Source organism: Legionella dresdenensis, assembly GCF_042649825.1.
GTDB classification, from domain to species: Bacteria; Pseudomonadota; Gammaproteobacteria; order Legionellales; family Legionellaceae; genus Legionella_C; species Legionella_C dresdenensis.
On record NZ_JBHSAB010000023.1, the window covers coordinates 48,502 to 67,713 of the forward strand.

Below are 19,212 nucleotides of genomic sequence, written 5' to 3' on the forward strand. Positions count from 1 at the left end.
ATAATGAGAACACAAGCCATGTACTTTTCAAAAGTGCTCGGTGCAGCCGCAATTGGAGCTCTACTATCCGTGGGAATTGGCTATTCATCCATGTCGCATGCCGCTCAGGGCTGTGGATTTGGCTACCATATGACCGCGTTTGGACGCTGCGTACCTAACGAACCAGGCCCAAGAGCAACTATCATTCCAGGCCGGCCGGATTGCTGGCGCAATTACCTTGGCGAAGTACGTTGCTATAGATAATCCAGCTAAAGGCGGGTTTTACGGTATCACGCTAAACCCGCCTCTATCTTATCCCGCCCCATTCAAATTGACCTTATTGAAACCAATTTAAACAATAATTGTTGCTCGTGTTGAAATTTATACTATAATTCGCTCTCTTTTAAAATTCATACCCATATTTCGTTTATGAGAAATCGGGAGAGGTGTCCAACATGTTTAATAAAGAAATAAAGGCGATTAATGAAAAAATAAAAGACCGCCTTATAGAATTGCAGGCTATGCTCGAGAGTGTAGCTGATAAGAAGATAGCCGCATTCAGTGAAGAAATAAAAAATCATCTTGCGGATTTACAAAAATCACTGGAAGCTATAGTTAATCAAGGTTCAGATAATCTGAGCCAAATTGTTTCCAAAATTAAAGAGCAAACCGATCACATTACTGATAATCTCCGTGCACTCCAACAAGATACGGTAACATCTGCAAACGACTTGATAAACAAAACCCTGGATGAAGTAGCCAAGACACGTAATGACCTCCACCAAATGGTTTATAGCGCTCTGGCTGAATCATCACGTTGGCAGGGAATGATTACAGCAGCACAATCCCAACTGGCGCTTTGTAGCCGGGCAGCAAAACAGGAAGCGCTTTTTTCCTGTGGCAGCTCTTTTTTCAGTACCGTCGCTCGCCGTACTATGGGATATCTTGGTTATGGGAAAAAAGCTCAAAATTTAAGCGAAATTGCTATCACTCTATTAATCTGTTTATACAGCTGTTATAAACTTTCAGATAATAAAAACGTTAACTTCATGTCATTCACGATAGCGAGCCGATTGTTGGCTGGCGTTCTGCAGCCGCTGCTCAGGCAAGGCATGGTTATGAATAAATATCCAAATTATCACTTGGCATTATATCTGGCATCTTTTAATGCAGCGCTTCAAAGTTCCAATAGTGGTTGCTTATTATTCATGGGTCGAATTATCGGAAATTATCTGGGATTAAACGCAGGTCTGGAAGGTGGAGAAGCATTAAGCAATGCAATTTTGGGTAAAGAACCTGAAAATACAGCCTCCACCGCCAAGGTTTCGCCTTAATTATAATTATAACATAACTGCTTATCGTATAAAAATAAAATAAGTAGTTATGTCATGCCCTGCGATGTTAATCTGATTGCTTGCCCGATTCTATTCGCTCAAATCGTCCCAGCAAACGCTCGCGTAAGGGAATTTTGATGTCAGGACTGGCCTTATCAGGTGACCCTGCATTAAACGGCGGTTCCGGATCATATTCAATCGCAAGCTGTAATGTTTCAGCAGCCGCCTGCCCTGCCACTTTTGACGCGAGCAATAACGCCATATCAATACCCGCTGAAACGCCAGCTGCTGTCATTAACTTACCATCTTCAACAATACGTTGCGATACCGGTACTGCTCCCCAATGATTAAGTCGATCCATAACTGCCCAATGAGTGGTCGCGTGCTTATTCTGCAGAACCCCCGCGGCTCCCAGAATCAAACTGCCTGTACATACTGAAGTAGTCCATTGCGTATGTTGGTGAATCGTTTTAATCCATTGCAGAATTTCCGGCTCATGAGAAAGGCTGGTTGCACGTCCGCCACCGGGAACGACCAAAATATCGGTGCGCTTTATCTCTGACAGGCTATAGTCAGCAATCAGTTTCAACCCCAAACCATCCTGAACCTCGCCCGCTCGCTTTGCAGCACGCTGGACAATCGCACCCGGTAAACGCGCAAGCACCTCATGAGGGCCAATAATATCAAGGGTTGTCATCCCATCATAAAAAAGAAATGTAATGTGCATCAATATTCTCGTAATCAAGTCTGATTGACTCTATATCACCGCTATTCAATTAGCAATGATCTTGTTTTATGGGCTAATAATTGGAAAGTATGAAGATGCGTGTTTATATAAACACGCATAAAATTAAAATAAATGGGAAATCAACCAGATTAATATTAAAACACCCGCTGGAACACCTAATAACCATGCAATGATATATTTTAACATGTTAATCTCCTTATAAACTCTCTCCTGATTAATATACCACTTTTTAGTTAGTAAAAAACCATATAATTACTTATCAGTTTATAATTATAGACTATTTATATTTGCAATAAAAATTTATAAATATAACTTTTTGTTTATATGGTAATTTACAAAAAAAATCTTGCAATTAAAAAATCATGAACCATACTATTTTGTAACAATAATTTACACCCAATTAAAGGCGTAAGATTATTGTAATTTCAAGATCAACTAGAACAAGGAAGAGCTATGATGAACTCAGATATTTTTGAAGGAAAATGGGAAGAAGTTAAAGGCAAAATGAAACAAGCCTGGGGTAAATTGACAGACAATGATCTGAAAACAATCGAAGGCGAACACCAGGAAATTTACGGATTATTGCAAAAACATTATGGCTACACTCGCGATCAAGCTGAAAAAGCGGTAAAAGATTTTCGCGATAGATTGTAATATAGAAATAATATCGGGTCGAAACATCGACCCGATATCAACACACTCAGATTATGGCCCGGGGGCAACAACTACCGGAGCTGTACCGGGTGCTAGCAGGTTAAGTACCAGAAATACGATAAACATAACAATAAATATGAAAAAAAGTACTTTTGCAATTCCTGTAGCAGTTGAAGCGACACCCCTAAATCCAAATGCTCCCGCAACAATAGCTACAACAAGAAAAATTAGTGCCCAATATAACATAATCTCCTCCTTGTAATTAATGTTATTATTTAATAATAGCCCTAAAGATTGTTATTGTAAAATGTGGTCTATTGTCAAGAAATAATTAAACGACCCGACCTACAAGCGATGCGCTTTAATAATTTCTGCTTAACTTCAGGCCATTCCACCTGCAAAATACTAAACAAAATAGTATCGGTCAATCGACCTTCATGATCTTTCATATGACTACGCAGATACCCTTCCTGCTGAGCGCCAAGAGCAACAATCGCGTGGTATGAACGTTGATTTTCAGGATTGGTACCCATTTCTACGCGCAGGATATCCCACTGCTCAAAAGCCTGTTGTAACATAAGCAATTTTGCTTCCGGATTTACAATTGTATTCCATGCCTCTTTAATATACCAGCTAAACCCAAGAACCAGACGCTGGTGGGTTAAACTGATATCATAATAAGCGGTACAACCAAGTATTTTTTTGCTGCTCTTATCACGTACGACATAGGTAAGTTGCTCGCCGCTTGCCTGTTTTGCAAGACATTCATTAAACCAGTGTTCAAAGCCGGAACCTGCAGCGATAAGTGGCATATAGCGCCATAACTCAGGATTATCTGCGGCTTTTTGCAATGCATCTTTATGCTCAGACACGACAGGTTCCAATTGAATCGATGAACCTTGCATGGGTTGAATATTTAAAGCCATTTGTATGCTCAGACTTTGTTTGTATCCCAGTTAACCATATTAAAGAAAATATTTATATAAGAAACTGCATTGCACCCTACTCCTAAAGACTGTTTGTTAGCAGGGCGCAAAGAAAATTAGTTTGCTGGCTTCAATTTAGATAGCTCAGCTGCGAGGGATTTTTGTTGTACAGAACTAAGTTTCATTGCGACTTTCCCGCAATAAACCGGATTTGACATGACTAATCTGTTATTTAGGTAAATATTAAAATTGGCTTTCCAATTATAATCATTACTTAAGATTTCACCCACTAACAAATTTCCATCTTCATCATATTCTGGGTTTGTAATGATTCGGTTACCAGCTTCGCTTGCATAACTGGCACCTGAGCTGCCATCAATACTAAGGGAAAATATGTGATTTGCGCGATTATATTCAAGGTAAGTAAAGTGACCGTTAATATTTGCACTACAACCAACAACATTATAATCAGGGAATGCCATGCACGAAGAGCTGCCTAACAATGCAGCAAGAAATAAGTATTTTTTCATTTTAATTTTTCACCAATTTATAATTAATATCCTCCTTTTTATTATTCTTGCTTCCATGCAACAAACTGCCATAATGAATTATCCACATAGCATTCAATATGCATGCTAATTGTACATGATATTTTTGTCAAGGAGCCCATTAATACTCTTATGACTGTCGAATATAAACAAATAGCTCCGATTTTCGCTGCAACACCCTTTTCTGATATGCTTTAAGCAGAGCAATATTAATTATCCCTAACACAACCAGAACTACACCTGGCAAACTGTTTCCATAAGGAACTAATTTGAATGCAATCATCGGAGTAACGCCTCCTCCTAAACAAGCTGCCAATGAGTAAACTAAATTGGTAATAGAACATCTTATAGATAAGGGAAATATCTCAGTAATTAGTACCGGAGTTACAGCAAAAATACAGGCACAGGGAATTGCAATTAATATATGTGCCAGTAAAACCTGATAGAAACCTCCTGATGATATGACGCTAAAATAGGGCAAGCTAAATAAGGACATTGTAACGCATCCCATAAACACCGTTTTTGCTCGTCCTACATAATCAGAAATTAAGCCAAAAACAGGAATAAGTACAATAAGTAATGCCAGACTGAATGAATTAATAATAAATGATTCTGTATTATGCATGTGATTAATTGTACTTATGTGTATAGGCACATATATAAATATTAATATCGTGGTAGAAACTCCGAAGCAAACTAAAGAAAATACAACCAATGTATCGAAAGTTTGATATTTAAAAACCCTTAACGTTTCATATAATATATCATTAAATGCTTTTTTTTCAGATCTGGCATTGTCAATAATAAACTCAAGACTTTCTGGTAAAGAATTTCTAATCCAAAAACCTATAAGCATGGTCAGAAAAGCCAATATAAAAGCAAATCTCCATCCCCATTCAGGAAGGATATGTAAATCAACCAATTGAAGGATTAATGCGCCAAATAACGATGAAATTAGCACGCCAAAATTGACACCAAATGCCGCCCATGAACCATAATAACCTCTTTTTTTCTGATCACAACTTTCGATTAATAAAGCAATAGAACTGATATATTCACTGCCTACAGCAAATACCTGGATTAATCGGATGAAAAGCAAAAGAAAAACAGATATAACACCTATATGTGCATATGAGGGTAAAAGGCCAACAATAGTTGTACAAATACCCATAAGAAAAATACTAAGTGTCAAGATTTTTTTTCGACCGGCTTGATCAGCAAGAACCCCCCCTACTAAACTGCCAATGGGACGTAATATATAAGTAAGCAAAAATAAAAAGAAAATATCAGATAATTTGGAATTTGGCGGCAAAAACGTTTTGGTTAGATAAACGGAAAACAAACCCCAAATCACATAATCATACATTTCCAGGGCATTACCTATTGCCCCGGCAATAATAGTTCTTTTAGATACAGAAAGCATTAATCTACCTTTTTTGAAGGAATTGCTCCTGACCGAATTAATTCCTCATGAAAACCTAGAGAGCTGGGATCAGTAACTTTATCTAGAAAAATTACTCCATCCAAATGATCGAACTCATGTTGTACTACTCGCGCATGAAGATCTGAGACTTCCCTTTCAATTAAATTTCCATTGACATCGTATCCGCGATAACCAATCGATTTATAGCGGGGAACCTTTCCTCTGAGCTGACCCACACTTAAGCATCCTTCATATCCGTCTTCTATCATATCTGAAAGAGGTTCAAATGATGGATTAAATAACGCGGTAAAGGGGATTGGAGCCAGATCAGTGTATACAGGATGCTGCTCCATACCAAAAACTATTACTCGTTTGTTGATAGCAACTTGAGGAGCTGCAAGCCCTAAACCCTTTTCCTTTTCTAACACACTAAAAAGCATAGACTCTAACGAGCTCAACTCCTCAGAACCAAAAAGATCTTCTGAAATGGGCTTAGATATTATTCTGAGAAGGGGATTGCCTAACTGTATTATCGTTGCTCCCATAGTACCACCTATGATTATAAATTATTAACTACAAGTTTAAGAACAGAGCGAATATCAGGATCTGAAGCTTTTGAATTAAATTTATTTAATTGCGGTAAAGAGTGTCCATTACAATATTCTGCATATAAATTCAGAACAGAAGTACAAAAGTAATCACCAATATCAATTAAATTATAAATCTGTGCATCGTAGTGTTTTTTTAAATCAGTTTTATTTGATTCTGTTGCAAAAGAATATAAAAAACTGAATCCATCAATTTCTCTAAGTAAGCTCATGCCAAAACTAAAATGGTTAGCTGTTAATTTTATCTCTTTAATTTGATCTACAAATAGATTATCAGCATTAATATTATCCCAACATAGTAATGTATTTTTGCTCAACCCTTTTCTACTGAAGCAACGATCATGTTTCCACAATCCTTGCTGAATCAGATTATACTCAATGTGGGGCATGGATGAAAATGATACAAGTTCATTTGAAGGATTAATGATATTAATACTAAAATATGCTATGTCATAATGCCCTTTAATTTGTAAAAAAACGTTTTTAACATAACGCCGATGTTCAAATAAAATATCAGTGATATGTGGATGTAGAGAAACCATTTTTTCTTGCACTTGCTGACTACGAACTAACTTTAGTTTTTCTATCATTTTTAATTCCATTAAAACGCATGGCAGAATTTACAGAAATATCAACAATTTTCATCAACTCTTCTTTATCGGCTTTAATATGAGTAGCATCACGCACGCTGTCGATAATAAAATGAACTAATTCTTTAGGATCTTTTGTGAGTTCAAGTAATAATGTGCTTTTCATCAGGATATATTCAAATAAATCTGATTCAATCTGAATTATATTCTCTTGAGTAATATTACTTGGAATTTTGGTTTCCTCACCAAACAAAAGCCAGCCAGGAGAGACTTTAAGCCAGTTTGCTATTTTGTAAGTAACATCGATCTCTGGCAGGGCTTCACCTAATACATACCGCCTGGCCATTTGGTGAGAACAACCACAAACTTCCGCTAATGTACTAATTTTGACTCCAGCTTTAGACGCAGAAGAGATCAAATTAGCTTTTTTCATAAGCATGATTAATCGTTGCGAAAAACCCTGAACAAAATGTTCTCTTTCCAAACGGAATCTCCAATAATTTGTTAGGGGAAAGTATACATTTAAATATCAATAGCATCAACTTGTTCAAAAATATAGAACAAAAAATGAAATTATATTTTAAGTTGCATTTTTGTAACTTTTAGTTTAAGTTACAGTAACTTCAAATGGCCAAATCTATTTAAAGTTGCATATGAGTTACTGAACTAATAAGGAATATGGGTTATGAATAATAAAAATTACGAAACTGGAACCTCAACAAAACAATACCGATATAAACTAATTGCGCAACGTTTTAAATTACCCCACGGATTATGCGTCTTGGTAATAAAGGACAAACAAGAAGACATTATAATACATACAGCTGCAGCGCTAGTTTTTCGCGATGATGAAATGCTAAGCGATATGAGCCCACAAGATATCAGAAAAATTGGATATATCTTTGCTTGTGATTTCGAATCTATAGGAAAAAGTAAAGATACCGGCACCCCTGAGTTCAGCGAGCCTTGTTGTTGTCATCTCAGTACCTAAATCAAAACGTTCCAAGTATAGTGTAACCAGAACACGCAACATAATTATGGTTTAATTAAAATGCAGGTTGGGTCGTTTGACCCAACAAGAATGTTGCCAGCCAGTGAAACTTGATGCTGCGCCGGGTTTCCTATAATCTCGCCATTACATTTACAAAATTAGGAACATTCGGTGAGCCGACACCTACCACATCATTCCAAAATTGATTTTCAATAATACTTAACTCGCCATCCCAGTTAAAGGTAATAATATCCGCACCGACTCGGAGATTAAATGCCGAATCTGGCGGAGTTTTACCAGGCGGCGGATTGTCCACTGGCGTTGCGCCGCTGATGATTTGATGCGGCGGTGTAATTAAATTTAATGCCCTGCTAGTATTTAGCTGATTATTAAACGTATAAAAATACGGTGCGGCCAAACCAATCGGTCTGGGTACTCCATTATTTAACAAGTTCCGTGCCTGATTAACCAAAGTAAGCACGCCAGAGAATAAAGGAGTCGATTGGCTGGCACCGCCAGTCTGATAAAATGAACCGCCCTGGTAAATTACTAGCCCAGTATAATAATCTGCATCCATTGCTATATCTGGAATCGCACGGTTAGTATTGCCGACAATTCCATAACCGCCAGCTACAAAATTACTAATCGGAGCTTGCCAGGCAGGAAAAGCACGCCAGTTGCTGATTCCTCCCATACTGCCTGAGTAAGGATGGCCATTCCTATAATTACCCCATCCCGATTCAAACGCATAATTATGATTAGCGTCAACAAACAGGCTAGTGCCGGCTACTGCGGTAACGTAAGCAGAACTAACTGGATATTGGATAGAAGGCGTAACCCCAAAGCTGCTGCAAGTCCAACTACTATTATACGTTTGATCGCCACAATCACCAGCAGCAAAATTAAGGCTTAAACCCATTGCCGCAGCAGTCTGTAAAGTCGCATCCAAAGGTTCATTGTTTAAATCAAAATCATTATCCCAGCTATTGGATACCACATACGCATTAGAAAAACCCCCAATAGTAAACTGATTGTTAATAATGGTATCAATGGTCGTTGCCACTTGCGTGTTATCAACATCATCCGTCACAACTAAAACGATATTTGCCCCGGGAGCCGTTGTATGAGAAGCCTGTATATCAAGCGCTATTTCACCATCCCAACCACTACCAGAGCATGCCCCCGGGATATAAGGTTGGCCTTGATAATCCACTACAATAAAATTACTGGAATCCAATTGCGGCAGTGAGTTGGCTGTATTATAAATGTTCGCATCATTCATAATATCGGTTGGCGTTACTGTGGTACACCCATCAATAATCACTATCGTCTGTCCAGTACCATCGACAGGCTGGCCATTCACCGGCGTAACGCCAGCAAGATTATAGGCAGTTCGGATATTACTGCCAGTCATGCCCTGTAATGATGTTGTTGTGGGGATTGCTTGCGGAGTAAACGAATCCCAAACAAGATTAAGCGCCTCTACTTGTTTATTGCCTTGGGGTTTCCAGGGCTGCTTGAAGAGTTTAGGATGCGCATAAGGAATATTACTCAGATTGCTAATCCCCGCGATGTATTGCGCAATAGCAGGATCGATTTTCGGCTCAGAGACATTACCATAGACCGGTTTATTATTATAGGAATAATTATTAAGTTTCAGCTGCAATACCTGCTCAATCTGACTTGCTTTTGCAGTCACCTGTATCCTGGTATTTACCCTCCTGGTTGTCATGCCCCGGGCAATAAAATAATTTTCTACCTCATGCGCTGCTTTTGCTGCAGGAGCATAATTTGCCTCATATTCTTCCTTTGTTAAAAATTTTTGATAATTAGCGCTATGCGGATCGTATAACTCATTAACAAACTGATCGAGCTGTTTTTTATTCCTGAGTTTAAGCCAAACGGTAAAAGTAATTTCCTGTTGCGGGTTAATTGGTCCAAGCAACCTGGCCTGTTGTAAGCTCGATAACTCAATATTATGAAAATCGGTTTTTTTCATTACAGGCGCCGCATAAACTGAAAATATCGGCAGTAAACAGAAAACAATAGAAATTGTTTGACGAATAGCAAACATCAACTACCTCCAAAAGAATATACGCTATTAACCAACGTATAAGTAATAAACCCCAGCGTATCTCCAGTGCTTAATGAAAACACAAAGCCTCCCTGTGTTCCGGCAATTACTGTTGAGCTGTCTGGATTAACAAACAGGCTATATGCTGATTGACCATATGTTGTCCAACTACCGCCCCCGGTCAACGCAGTACTGGTATATACATATTCCGTTGCAGTTCCAACATATAAAGTATTTGCGGCAACATACACTGTTTTCACTGGGCTGGTATCAGGCTGACCATTAATCGCTGTCCAGCCAACACCATTATTTTGCGAAAAATAAACATTGCCGTCTGCACTGGCGATATACAACGCATTCAGCGTAGCAAAAACCCCATAAACCGCAACGCCCGGAGCAGGAGGCGCAGTTGATACACAACCGCTTCCATCCACAGCACAGATAAAAACCATACCTGATGCACTGGCGATATAAAGCTTATCCGACACATATAAACCATTTACAGCAAAGCCTGGAGCAGGCGCTGCAATCAATGACCAACTAGCGCCATTATTCAATGACGAATAAACGCCGCCATTAGCGGCGCCGGCATACAATACCGTTCCCGTTGCAACAACACTGTTAATCGCACTGCCGCCAGCAGGCGGAGTTAACGCCGCCCAACTTAAGCCATTATCTGCTGAATAATACACATTACCATTTTGCGCCCCAGCATAAAGAGTCGATTGCAACGCCTGATTCACCGTAATATTTAAAATATTCGCCGGACTTGGTTGGTAACATAAAAACGGACTGGGATTTCCATTAGGCCCCTGCTCGCACACTTGCGGCCCGCCCACTGCCTGAGATGATATTTGACTGCCAGAAACCTGCAAAGTAAGCAGACACGATTGCCGGGCGCCAAGAACAAACGGATTAGTACAATATTGCGGGCTTGTCATTTGTGCGATGCCATTTGCCGGAACCATCATCAGTGTGTGAGCCCGGGAAGATAGATTGGTCACAAGGTATTGAACAATAGCCGTGCCATTTGCAGGAACCTGGATCGTTGTGGGTGTAGTTGGCGTAAATGTAAATACTGGCGCTGAGTTTACATGGGAACAAAGTATTGTGGGCAGGAAATATATAAAGTAAAGCAAACGGGAATATAATCTATTCTTTTTCATTGCAAATCCTTTGCTGTGTTTACTTTCTTAATAAACTGGCGGGGAACGGGTTTAATATTCTATATTAAAAATTAATTTATTAACAATGAAAGGCTTTTGTAGCCTTGATTTCAAGCCGCTATCCAGCTTTATGATTATTATTCCAGCTTGTGTTTCTTTATATATTTGAATGCATAGACTATACTCACTCTGCAACACTAAATGGACTCATCAAAAGCTACAAAGCTGAGCAAGCACCAATGAGAAAAATAATGAAGGACTATGAATGGAAATACTAACCGACCTAAAAGCTATCCTGCATTCAAAACGCGCGAACATTTATTATTTGGAAAAGTGCCGTGTTATGCAAAAAGATGGTCGAGTGTTATATCTGACAGAAGCAAAAGACGAAAATCAATATTGGAACATCCCTATTGCTAACACAACATGCCTGTTACTCGGTACTGGGACGTCGATTACTCAAGCAGCAATGCGAATGCTAGCTCAAGCTGGTGTATTAGTTGGATTCTGTGGAGGCGGCGGCACACCTTTACTAATGGCTACTGAAATAGAATGGCTTACCCCTCAAAGTGAATACCGTCCTACAGAATATATGCAAGGATGGATGCAATTTTGGTTTGATGACCAAAAACGTTTATATGCTGCTAAAAAGTTTCAGAGATCTCGAATTGAATATCTAAAAACTCACTGGTCTAAAAGTCGGGATCTAACTGCAGAAGGTTTCAATTGTAATGAGTTAGAACAGGAGCTAACAATTTGCGAGACAAAAATCAAAAATGCCAAAGATGTTAACTTCCTGATGCAAGCAGAAGCAGAGCTAACAAAACAACTATATCGTTATGCTGCAAACCGAACAGAGTACGGCAAATTTAGCCGTGAACGAGAAGCCTCTGATAAAGCGAACACTTTTTTGAATCATGGCAACTATCTTGCCTATGGATTAGCCGCGACAACGTTATGGGTGCTCGGAATCCCTCACGGTTTCGCAGTAATGCACGGCAAAACCAGGCGTGGCGCATTGGTATTTGATGTAGCAGATTTAATTAAAGATACCCTGATTCTCCCCTGGGCTTTTATTTGCGCAAAAGAAAACCTCACAGAACAAGAGTTTCGCCAGCAGTGTTTACAAGCATTTACTGATCACAAAGCATTAGATTTTATGTTTGATCAGGTAAAAGCAATCGCCTTAAATACCAATTGGGAAACCGAAAATAACGGAGAAAATTCGCTATGATGGTTGTCTTCGTTTCACAATGCGAGAAAAAAGCACTTGCCAGAACTCGTCGTGTCCTGGATGCGTTTGCTGATCGCATAGGTGACAATACCTGGCAGACTGTGATTACTCAGGAGGGTTTACTTGCTGTTAAAAAACTGCTGCGTAAAACCGCCAGTAAGAATACGGCCGTGAGTTGCCATTGGATACGAAGTCGAGCAAGAACTGAGTTGGTTTGGGTGGTGGGAAATAAAAATAAGTTTAATCTGCGAGGTATTGTACCAGTGAATAGCACAACAGTACATAGAACGTTAAGAGACGATTTAGCTGATTGGCACTATTTACCTGTAATTCAATCGTTAGCATCTCTAGCAGCATTACTGCATGACTGGGGCAAAACAACTGCTCGTTTTCAAAAAAAATTGAGCATAAACTACAAAGGATCACAAGGTGATGCTTTACGACATGAATGGATATCCTGCTTGTTACTAAAAGCGTTTATTCAAGATGCGGATTCAGATCTAAACTGGCTCAATATGCTTGCTAATGGAGTGATTGATGAGTTAGTACTTGCACAAGTTGATTTAAAGAAAATTAAAAATCCGTTATCAAATTTGCCCCCTATTGCTCAAATGATAACATGGCTGATTGTTACTCACCATCGATTACCTTTACAAAAATGGAGCACGAAGGAATTATTAAACGAATGGAGCGGAGAGGAAGCTAATCATATTGAAGATATTTTGGCGCATATTTCTCACGATTGGGGTTATTGGAATAAACTAGCTAAAGATACACTCGAAGAATGTTTACATTTTCCATACGGTTTAATTACTAATTCTGGTCCTTGGCTTAAAGAAATTAAGCGTTGGGCAAAAAAACTAATTGAACAAAAATCACTTATTGACCAAATTATAGAAAAAGGCTGTTATCGTCCTATCCTTCATCATGCCCGACTTTGCTTAATGTTAGGCGATCATTATTTTTCATCTTTGTCATTACAAGACTCAGGTGTATGGCAAAGCCCCGTTGAGCTTATCGCTAATACTCAAAAAGATGGTTTGCCTAAACAAATGTTAGATCAACATCTTGTTGGTGTCTGTCACCAAACTAAACGTAATGCAATAAAATTGCCGCAATTAGAGCAAGGACTCCCTATTACGGATAATACTGCTCTCCTTAAAAAGAAAAGCCCCAAAGAATATAGCTGGCAGGATATAGCAGCAAATAAAATACGAGACTGGGCATCTTCACATAAAGAAAAAAAATGTGGTTTTTTTGCCGTCAATATGGCCAGCACTGGCTGTGGCAAAACTTTTGCCAATGCCAAGATGATGCTCGCACTTTCTGAAAATAATGGTGGTTTACGTTATATTCTGGCACTTGGTTTACGTACATTGACTCTACAAACAGGTAACGAATACCGAGAGCGTATTTTTCACCATTCAGATGGTAGTGACTTAGCAGTTCTTATTGGCTCAAAAGCCATTGTGGAGTTACATAATCAGGATAAAATAATACAGGAAAAAACTGTCGATAATCACGAGAAAGGTTCAGACTCTCGAGAAAGCCTGATCGAGGCAGAGAATGAGCTTTTTTATGATGGCAATATACCTGAAGACGGTTTGGATACTATCTTACCAGACAATAAAGCCCGTAAACTTCTCTATGCTCCAATTCTTGTATGTACAATTGACCACGTTATTGCTGCTACTGAAACCACAAGAGGTGGTCGTTACATTTTACCTTGCCTTCGATTAATGTCATCCGATTTGGTAATTGATGAAGTAGACGATTTTACAGATTCAGATGCGATTGCAATTGGCCGATTAATTCATTTGGCCGGCATGCTTGGACGTAAAGTAATGATTTCTTCTGCAACTATACCACCATCTCTAGCTGAGGGTTATTTTAACTGTTATCGGGAAGGTTGGCAGCTGTATACCAAAACACGCAATGCCCATACGACAATTGCGTGTGCCTGGATTGATGAATTCAATACAGTTGTTGTTAACAATGAAGAAGAGCAAACGCAGGCAAATAATGAATACTCACGCGCCCATCAAACATTCATTAAAAAACGAGTAGATCAGCTTTCAAGGCAATTTCCAAAAAGAAAAGCAGACATTATTGACTGTCAATCGATACTAAATCAGCCGGCCACCTGTAGTAAGAAAACAAAACAATCTGCTTATTTTAATGTGATATTTAATGCCGCACTGGCCAAACATCAATTACACTATCAAACTGATCATATTACTGGTCTTCAAGTATCTTTTGGAGTTATACGTATTGCCAATATAGCACCTTGCATTGCATTGACTCGTTTTTTTCTGGATTATGATTGCCCTTCGGATATTGCTTTACGAGTAATGCCTTATCATAGCCAACAAGTGTTACTGTTAAGGCATGAACAAGAAAAACATCTCGATCATGTTCTCAAACATAAGGAAAAACCCGGGCAGTTCCCGGTAGCTTTTGAGGACCAAACCATACGTAATCATCTAGATCTTTTGGCAATACAAAATACACCACCAAGTCATGTACTATTTATTCTGGTAGCAACACCAGTGGAGGAAGTAGGACGCGATCATGATTTTGATTGGGCTATTGTGGAACCTTCATCCTATCGCTCTATTATACAGTTAGGAGGACGAGTAAGAAGGCATCGTAAAGAAGAAGTGTATGCACCTAACATTGGACTACTACAGTATAATTGGAAAACTATTCAATCCGGTGAGAAAGAATATGCCTGCTATTTTTCACGCCCAGGATACGAGTTCAATGGCAAAATCCTTGTTAATGGACAAGAACGAAGAGCCTCCTGCTATACTCACAACCTTAAAGAATTAGTTAATGAGCAATCTATCTCTGAGCGACTTGATGCTATTCCTCGAATCGATGCAGATGCACCTATAAAATTTGGTCTAGCACTATTAGAGCATGCTGTCACATCTCATTGGCTTAAACGATATGATGCAAAAGGTCCTGAAACTTTGCAAGGATATTTGACTCAACATTGGTACCTCACTGCTCTACCCCAAGCTCTTAATCGCTTTCGCAGCCAGGAACGAGTTATTAGATTATTTCGATACTTTAAAAATAATGATGAACCCTGCTTTATACAGAAAGATGAACAAGGTTATATTATCCGTGATGCAGTCTATCATGAACCAGTGAATATGCGCTCTGCTCACCAAATTCGACAACTTTCTTTGACGGAAAAACAATTAGAACGCATCTGGCTATTGCGCGATTATAAACAAATATTATCTATGTATGCAGCTCAGCTCTCTATAAGCTTGCTAAATGCTGCACTGAGATACGGAGAGCTAGTGATTCAAGAGCCAACTGAAATTGACCCCACTCCAAACTACCGATACAACGACCAGATTGGATTATTTAAAGAAAACCAGGAGTGATGAATGGAAAAAAATAAAACTCAATTAAAATCGTATATTGACAAATTGATTAAATCACATTCGCAAAATGCTTCACTACCAATCAAAACAGTTGAAGGCAAAACGGTTATTGACGTCTTTAAATTTTTAGAGGAATTACTTAAAAAACCCACATCTGGATATTTTCCTGAATCAAAAAGGGATTGTGAAGCGCTCATGATATTAAGCTCATCTCATGAGCTTGAAAAAAAATCTACATTTTCTTATGAGAAATCATTCAAATATGCTTGCGATATAAATCACCCGTCGATTTGTAATATTCCAAGTATGCTGGGCATATCAGATGTCGAAACTGAGAAATTAGTTAGCCTTATAAAAAATTTTAATGGAAATTACTTAGACTATTTTCATCTATTTAAAACCACAGATGACGGTACGAATTTAGATGATTTTACAACAACTAAAATCACAAAAAAGATTGATGAAATATCCATAAACAGCACACATGGAACTATAATTAGTCACCCAGCAAAAATGACAAATCCATATTTAAAAAACCCCAAACTTTTTTTTGATAATAGTATAATAAAACCAGATGGCTTTGTCAGAACAGGGAATATCAAAGTTAATTTTGATTTGCATATTAATGCGAATAAATTAATTGTATTTAAATTCCTGTCGTTAATGATAAATGATCTACCTATGTTGGATTACATTAAGAATAAAGACTCTTTTTCCTTAGCAAGGGTGTTTAATGTTCCTGAAAAAAAAGCAATGGAATGGATCGAAAAATTTAATCAATGCCTAACCTCACAAAATAAAAATACAAGCTCACATATAAAGCAAGTATATTTCCCTATAGGCTCTATGTATCATCTTCTCTCAATACTTAGCCCTTCTGGTTTAGTTTTTTCTCTGAAAGATAAAATTGAAGATTTAAATAAGAGATCAAAACATGCCTTTCTGGGTAGAAAAGCACTAAAAAAATCCATTCTTTATTCTCCAGGGTTCTCTACATTAACAAACATAACCATAACTAAACATGGAGGCGACCACCCTAAAAACATAAGCGCCCTCAACAATAAATACCAGACTATTTATTTGCTTGATTCATCTCCTCCTCAATTAGAACAGCGCAACATTCATTTTCCACGCCAAAATTTTTTCATCAATGCTATCCGCTTTTATGATATTCGTGAGCCCTTACAAAAGCTACATAGTATTTTTAAAACTGGCTTGGATAGTGCTATTCCGCGTCAAAATCTTGAAATTGGCAGAGATCATCGTTTAGAAGAAATTCTGGATAAAATAATTATACGAAGGAGTGCAATACTTACTGTAGCTGCGCAATATAGACAAGAAACTTGTAATTTACCATTGCATCAAAAAATCTGGCTATGTAACGAGTACCAAATAGAACGTATAGAACAGCAAGAATGGTTAGATGAATTATGTGAAGAGATCTCCAATTGGATATTTGCAGCCTACAAAAAAGTTATTAGAAAAGCAGTTACTTTGGGTTCAGCAGAATATGAGTATATTAAAGCGATACTCATCACTAACAGAGAGGCTTTGAGATGACATACACCGCACTATTAATTCCACATATACACGTTCAGAATGCTAATGCTTTATCAAGTGCTTATACTATTGGTTTTCCCGCTATTACCGCATGGTTAGGTGCGGTACATGCGTTACAACGTGAATTAAATACTGTAGGGATAGCAGTAAATTTTGATGGTGTAGGCATTGTATCTCACCGATTTAATCTGCAAACATACAAAGGGCCAGGAGATTTTGAATATTCAATTATTGGTACAGGTAATCCTTTAGACAAAAATGGCGAGCGCACTTCGTTTATTGAAGAGGCGCGATGTCATTTAGAGGTCAGTCTTATTATTCAATGCTCCAATATTAAAAAACCCGACGAGTCAGAACTAATTAAAAAAATTAGCCATTATCTTAAAACCCGAATAAAAATAGCTGGTGGTGATATTTTAGAGTTCGAGCCACCTGCTTTCTATAGAGATTTCAGTCTAATCAAACCTAAACTGATGCCTGGTTATGCTCTGATTGAGCGGCGCGAACTGATGGTCGAAGCAATGAAGCAAGGGCAAGATGCGCTGGATGCATTACTTGATTATCTAGCTATCCACCATTCCTGCGAGCAAAACGTACAACATAAAGAAACCATTGTAACCTGGAGAAGCACTCGTAAGCCAACAGGCCAAAATGGTGAACGTGGCTGGATTGTCCCTATTGCTACAGGTTTTCAAGGTATCAGTGAGCTTGGACAGGTCAAAAATCAACGAGATCCAGAAACACCCCATCGTTTTGCGGAAGCTATTGTTACTCTGGGTGAATTCAAAATGATCTATAAGCTACAGAGCTTTGATGAATTGTTTTGGCATTATCATTACGATGCTGAAAATCATCTATATCTTTGCCAACAAACTTTATCAGATTCACAAACATTATTTGAAAAAGATGGTTTTTAATTACCAGTTTATTAAGGAGAAATAACATGTCTAAAAATGAAAGTACTGTCTCTGTATTAGCCTTTGAAAAGAAGTTTGTTCCTTCTGATGGCTATCTGTATGGAACTCAATGGGATGATCGTAGCAAGGTTACTCCATTAAAATTAAAAGAAAAATCTGTTCGAGGCACAATTTCAAATCGTTTAAAACCAGCGATCCAGAGCGATCCACTTAAGTTAAACAAAGAAGTAGAAAAGCCAAATCTTCAAACAGTTGATACCTGCGCACTTGAAACCAATCAGGACACATTGAAATTGCATTTTACACTCAAAATATTAGGTGGTATTCATCAGCCATCAGCCTGTAATAATGCAACTTTTAAGCAAACTTATGCCCAAGCAGTAAAACAATATATAGAAAAAGATAACTTTAGAGAGCTTGCACGCCGTTATACGCTCAATATTGCTAATGCTCGTTTTTTGTGGCGTAATCGCTTGGGAGCAGAATTTATAGAGGTTTGTGTAAAAATTTTAAATAAAGGTTCTGAGCAAGAATGGCACTTTAATGCTTTGGAATATAATCCACGAAATATGGCCATACGTGATGAGCAAATTGATAGTCTCTCCGGGCACATAGCTAAAACACTAGCTAGTGAAGATGATTTCCTGATGTTAGAAATCATTTGTTACGCTAAAGTAGGCAAAGCCCAGGATATTTATCCTAGTGAAGAGCTTGTAATGGATAAAGGAAAAGGCAACAAGAGTAAGATACTTTATCATGTTGATGGTATTGCTGCGATGCATTCGCAAAAGCTTGGCAACGCCTTACGAACTATTGATACATGGTACCCGGAATTTACTAATCCAGAAACATCAGTTGGACCAATTGCTATTGAACCATATGGAGCCGTCACTAATATGGGAAAAGCTTACCGAAACCCCAAAGATAAGCAAGATTTTTATAGTTTTTTTGATAACTGGGCGCGGGGCAATAAACTTAACCGGCTTGAAGACGAACACTTTGTCATGGCAGTTTTAGTCCGGGGTGGGGTCTTTGGCGAAAGCGAGAAACAGGGGTAAT

The 19,212-nt window shown here is 38.3% G+C and carries 19 protein-coding genes; 9 read left to right on the plus strand and 10 right to left on the minus strand.

What is annotated here, in order from left to right; genetic code table 11:
• Positions 1-3: 3 nt before the first annotated feature.
• Together ACFORL_RS09500 and ACFORL_RS09505 are read left to right on the plus strand one after the other, a co-directional pair.
• The gene (locus ACFORL_RS09500; protein WP_382343403.1) at positions 4-243 is read left to right on the plus strand and encodes a GCG_CRPN prefix-to-repeats domain-containing protein; all 240 of its coding nucleotides are present in this window, start codon (positions 4-6) and stop codon (positions 241-243) included.
• A gap of 191 nt (positions 244-434) precedes the next feature.
• Positions 435-1,313, plus strand: a complete 879-nt coding sequence (locus tag ACFORL_RS09505; protein WP_382343404.1) for a hypothetical protein — start codon at positions 435-437, stop codon at positions 1,311-1,313.
• A gap of 67 nt (positions 1,314-1,380) precedes the next feature.
• On the opposite strand, the gene ACFORL_RS09510 is transcribed toward ACFORL_RS09505, so the two are convergent.
• Positions 1,381-2,040, minus strand: coding sequence for a DJ-1/PfpI family protein (locus tag ACFORL_RS09510; RefSeq protein ID WP_382343405.1), 660 nt, complete (start codon positions 2,038-2,040; stop codon positions 1,381-1,383).
• A 477-nt stretch (positions 2,041-2,517) separates the two neighbouring features.
• Between ACFORL_RS09510 and ACFORL_RS09515 the strand changes: the two genes are divergently transcribed.
• On the plus strand, positions 2,518-2,715 hold the full coding sequence (locus ACFORL_RS09515; RefSeq protein ID WP_382343688.1) for a CsbD family protein: 198 nt from the start codon (positions 2,518-2,520) through the stop codon (positions 2,713-2,715).
• A gap of 51 nt (positions 2,716-2,766) precedes the next feature.
• Here the strand turns inward: ACFORL_RS09515 and ACFORL_RS09520 are convergent, their stop codons facing one another.
• The 7 genes from ACFORL_RS09520 to ACFORL_RS09550 form a co-directional block, all read right to left on the minus strand.
• Positions 2,767-2,961 carry a DUF1328 domain-containing protein gene (locus tag ACFORL_RS09520; protein WP_382343407.1) on the minus strand — a complete coding sequence of 65 codons (195 nt, stop codon included), beginning with the start codon at positions 2,959-2,961 and terminating at the stop codon, positions 2,767-2,769.
• Positions 2,962-3,035: 74 nt separating this feature from the next.
• Positions 3,036-3,641 (minus strand): GNAT family N-acetyltransferase, encoded by a 606-nt coding sequence (locus ACFORL_RS09525; protein ID WP_382343409.1) that lies wholly within the window; start codon positions 3,639-3,641, stop codon positions 3,036-3,038.
• Between the two features lie 116 nt (positions 3,642-3,757).
• Positions 3,758-4,171: a hypothetical protein gene (locus ACFORL_RS09530; protein ID WP_382343411.1), complete on the minus strand. Its 414-nt coding sequence runs from the start codon at positions 4,169-4,171 to the stop codon at positions 3,758-3,760.
• Positions 4,172-4,319: 148 nt separating this feature from the next.
• Positions 4,320-5,612: an MFS transporter gene (locus ACFORL_RS09535; RefSeq protein WP_382343413.1), complete on the minus strand. Its 1,293-nt coding sequence runs from the start codon at positions 5,610-5,612 to the stop codon at positions 4,320-4,322.
• Positions 5,612-6,157 carry a peptide deformylase gene (gene def / locus ACFORL_RS09540; protein ID WP_382343414.1) on the minus strand — a complete coding sequence of 182 codons (546 nt, stop codon included), beginning with the start codon at positions 6,155-6,157 and terminating at the stop codon, positions 5,612-5,614. Before def ends, ACFORL_RS09535 begins: the two co-directional genes overlap by 1 nt.
• 14 nt (positions 6,158-6,171) lie before the next feature.
• Positions 6,172-6,810 (minus strand): hypothetical protein, encoded by a 639-nt coding sequence (locus ACFORL_RS09545; protein WP_382343416.1) that lies wholly within the window; start codon positions 6,808-6,810, stop codon positions 6,172-6,174.
• The gene (locus ACFORL_RS09550) at positions 6,782-7,294 is read right to left on the minus strand and encodes a helix-turn-helix domain-containing protein (RefSeq protein WP_382343418.1); all 513 of its coding nucleotides are present in this window, start codon (positions 7,292-7,294) and stop codon (positions 6,782-6,784) included. The genes ACFORL_RS09545 and ACFORL_RS09550 overlap by 29 nt, the downstream gene beginning before the upstream one ends.
• Before the next feature lie 201 nt (positions 7,295-7,495).
• On the opposite strand from ACFORL_RS09550, the gene ACFORL_RS09555 reads away from it, so the two are divergent.
• Positions 7,496-7,801 carry a hypothetical protein gene (locus tag ACFORL_RS09555; protein ID WP_382343420.1) on the plus strand — a complete coding sequence of 102 codons (306 nt, stop codon included), beginning with the start codon at positions 7,496-7,498 and terminating at the stop codon, positions 7,799-7,801.
• A 130-nt stretch (positions 7,802-7,931) separates the two neighbouring features.
• On the opposite strand, the gene ACFORL_RS09560 is transcribed toward ACFORL_RS09555, so the two are convergent.
• Positions 7,932-9,875: a S53 family peptidase gene (locus ACFORL_RS09560; protein WP_382343422.1), complete on the minus strand. Its 1,944-nt coding sequence runs from the start codon at positions 9,873-9,875 to the stop codon at positions 7,932-7,934.
• Positions 9,875-11,041: a WD40/YVTN/BNR-like repeat-containing protein gene (locus ACFORL_RS09565; RefSeq protein WP_382343424.1), complete on the minus strand. Its 1,167-nt coding sequence runs from the start codon at positions 11,039-11,041 to the stop codon at positions 9,875-9,877. Before ACFORL_RS09565 ends, ACFORL_RS09560 begins: the two co-directional genes overlap by 1 nt.
• Positions 11,042-11,306: 265 nt before the next feature.
• On the opposite strand from ACFORL_RS09565, the gene cas1f reads away from it, so the two are divergent.
• From cas1f to csy3, 5 genes are read left to right on the plus strand one after another with little or no spacing between them, the layout of a single operon-like run.
• Positions 11,307-12,275 carry a type I-F CRISPR-associated endonuclease Cas1f gene (gene cas1f / locus ACFORL_RS09570; protein WP_382343425.1) on the plus strand — a complete coding sequence of 323 codons (969 nt, stop codon included), beginning with the start codon at positions 11,307-11,309 and terminating at the stop codon, positions 12,273-12,275.
• Positions 12,272-15,676 (plus strand): type I-F CRISPR-associated helicase Cas3f, encoded by a 3,405-nt coding sequence (cas3f, locus tag ACFORL_RS09575; RefSeq protein WP_382343427.1) that lies wholly within the window; start codon positions 12,272-12,274, stop codon positions 15,674-15,676. The genes cas1f and cas3f overlap by 4 nt, the downstream gene beginning before the upstream one ends.
• Positions 15,677-15,679: 3 nt before the next feature.
• Positions 15,680-17,236 (plus strand): type I-F CRISPR-associated protein Csy1, encoded by a 1,557-nt coding sequence (locus tag ACFORL_RS09580; RefSeq protein WP_382343429.1) that lies wholly within the window; start codon positions 15,680-15,682, stop codon positions 17,234-17,236.
• On the plus strand, positions 17,233-18,153 hold the full coding sequence (gene csy2, locus ACFORL_RS09585; RefSeq protein ID WP_382343431.1) for a type I-F CRISPR-associated protein Csy2: 921 nt from the start codon (positions 17,233-17,235) through the stop codon (positions 18,151-18,153). The genes ACFORL_RS09580 and csy2 overlap by 4 nt, the downstream gene beginning before the upstream one ends.
• A 26-nt stretch (positions 18,154-18,179) precedes the next feature.
• The gene (gene csy3, locus ACFORL_RS09590; protein ID WP_382343433.1) at positions 18,180-19,211 is read left to right on the plus strand and encodes a type I-F CRISPR-associated protein Csy3; all 1,032 of its coding nucleotides are present in this window, start codon (positions 18,180-18,182) and stop codon (positions 19,209-19,211) included.
• Position 19,212: the final 1 nt, after the last annotated feature.

Coding starts and splice junctions, on each gene's coding strand:
- ACFORL_RS09500 (WP_382343403.1), top strand. CDS start 4: ATGAGAACACAAGCCATGTACTTTTCAAAAGTGCTCGGTGCAGCCGCA.
- ACFORL_RS09505 (WP_382343404.1), top strand. CDS start 435: ATGTTTAATAAAGAAATAAAGGCGATTAATGAAAAAATAAAAGACCGC.
- ACFORL_RS09510 (WP_382343405.1), bottom strand. CDS start 2,040: ATGCACATTACATTTCTTTTTTATGATGGGATGACAACCCTTGATATT.
- ACFORL_RS09515 (WP_382343688.1), top strand. CDS start 2,518: ATGAACTCAGATATTTTTGAAGGAAAATGGGAAGAAGTTAAAGGCAAA.
- ACFORL_RS09520 (WP_382343407.1), bottom strand. CDS start 2,961: ATGTTATATTGGGCACTAATTTTTCTTGTTGTAGCTATTGTTGCGGGA.
- ACFORL_RS09525 (WP_382343409.1), bottom strand. CDS start 3,641: ATGGCTTTAAATATTCAACCCATGCAAGGTTCATCGATTCAATTGGAA.
- ACFORL_RS09530 (WP_382343411.1), bottom strand. CDS start 4,171: ATGAAAAAATACTTATTTCTTGCTGCATTGTTAGGCAGCTCTTCGTGC.
- ACFORL_RS09535 (WP_382343413.1), bottom strand. CDS start 5,612: ATGCTTTCTGTATCTAAAAGAACTATTATTGCCGGGGCAATAGGTAAT.
- def (WP_382343414.1), bottom strand. CDS start 6,157: ATGGGAGCAACGATAATACAGTTAGGCAATCCCCTTCTCAGAATAATA.
- ACFORL_RS09545 (WP_382343416.1), bottom strand. CDS start 6,810: ATGATAGAAAAACTAAAGTTAGTTCGTAGTCAGCAAGTGCAAGAAAAA.
- ACFORL_RS09555 (WP_382343420.1), top strand. CDS start 7,496: ATGAATAATAAAAATTACGAAACTGGAACCTCAACAAAACAATACCGA.
- ACFORL_RS09560 (WP_382343422.1), bottom strand. CDS start 9,875: ATGTTTGCTATTCGTCAAACAATTTCTATTGTTTTCTGTTTACTGCCG.
- ACFORL_RS09565 (WP_382343424.1), bottom strand. CDS start 11,041: ATGAAAAAGAATAGATTATATTCCCGTTTGCTTTACTTTATATATTTC.
- cas1f (WP_382343425.1), top strand. CDS start 11,307: ATGGAAATACTAACCGACCTAAAAGCTATCCTGCATTCAAAACGCGCG.
- cas3f (WP_382343427.1), top strand. CDS start 12,272: ATGATGGTTGTCTTCGTTTCACAATGCGAGAAAAAAGCACTTGCCAGA.
- ACFORL_RS09580 (WP_382343429.1), top strand. CDS start 15,680: ATGGAAAAAAATAAAACTCAATTAAAATCGTATATTGACAAATTGATT.
- csy2 (WP_382343431.1), top strand. CDS start 17,233: ATGACATACACCGCACTATTAATTCCACATATACACGTTCAGAATGCT.
- csy3 (WP_382343433.1), top strand. CDS start 18,180: ATGTCTAAAAATGAAAGTACTGTCTCTGTATTAGCCTTTGAAAAGAAG.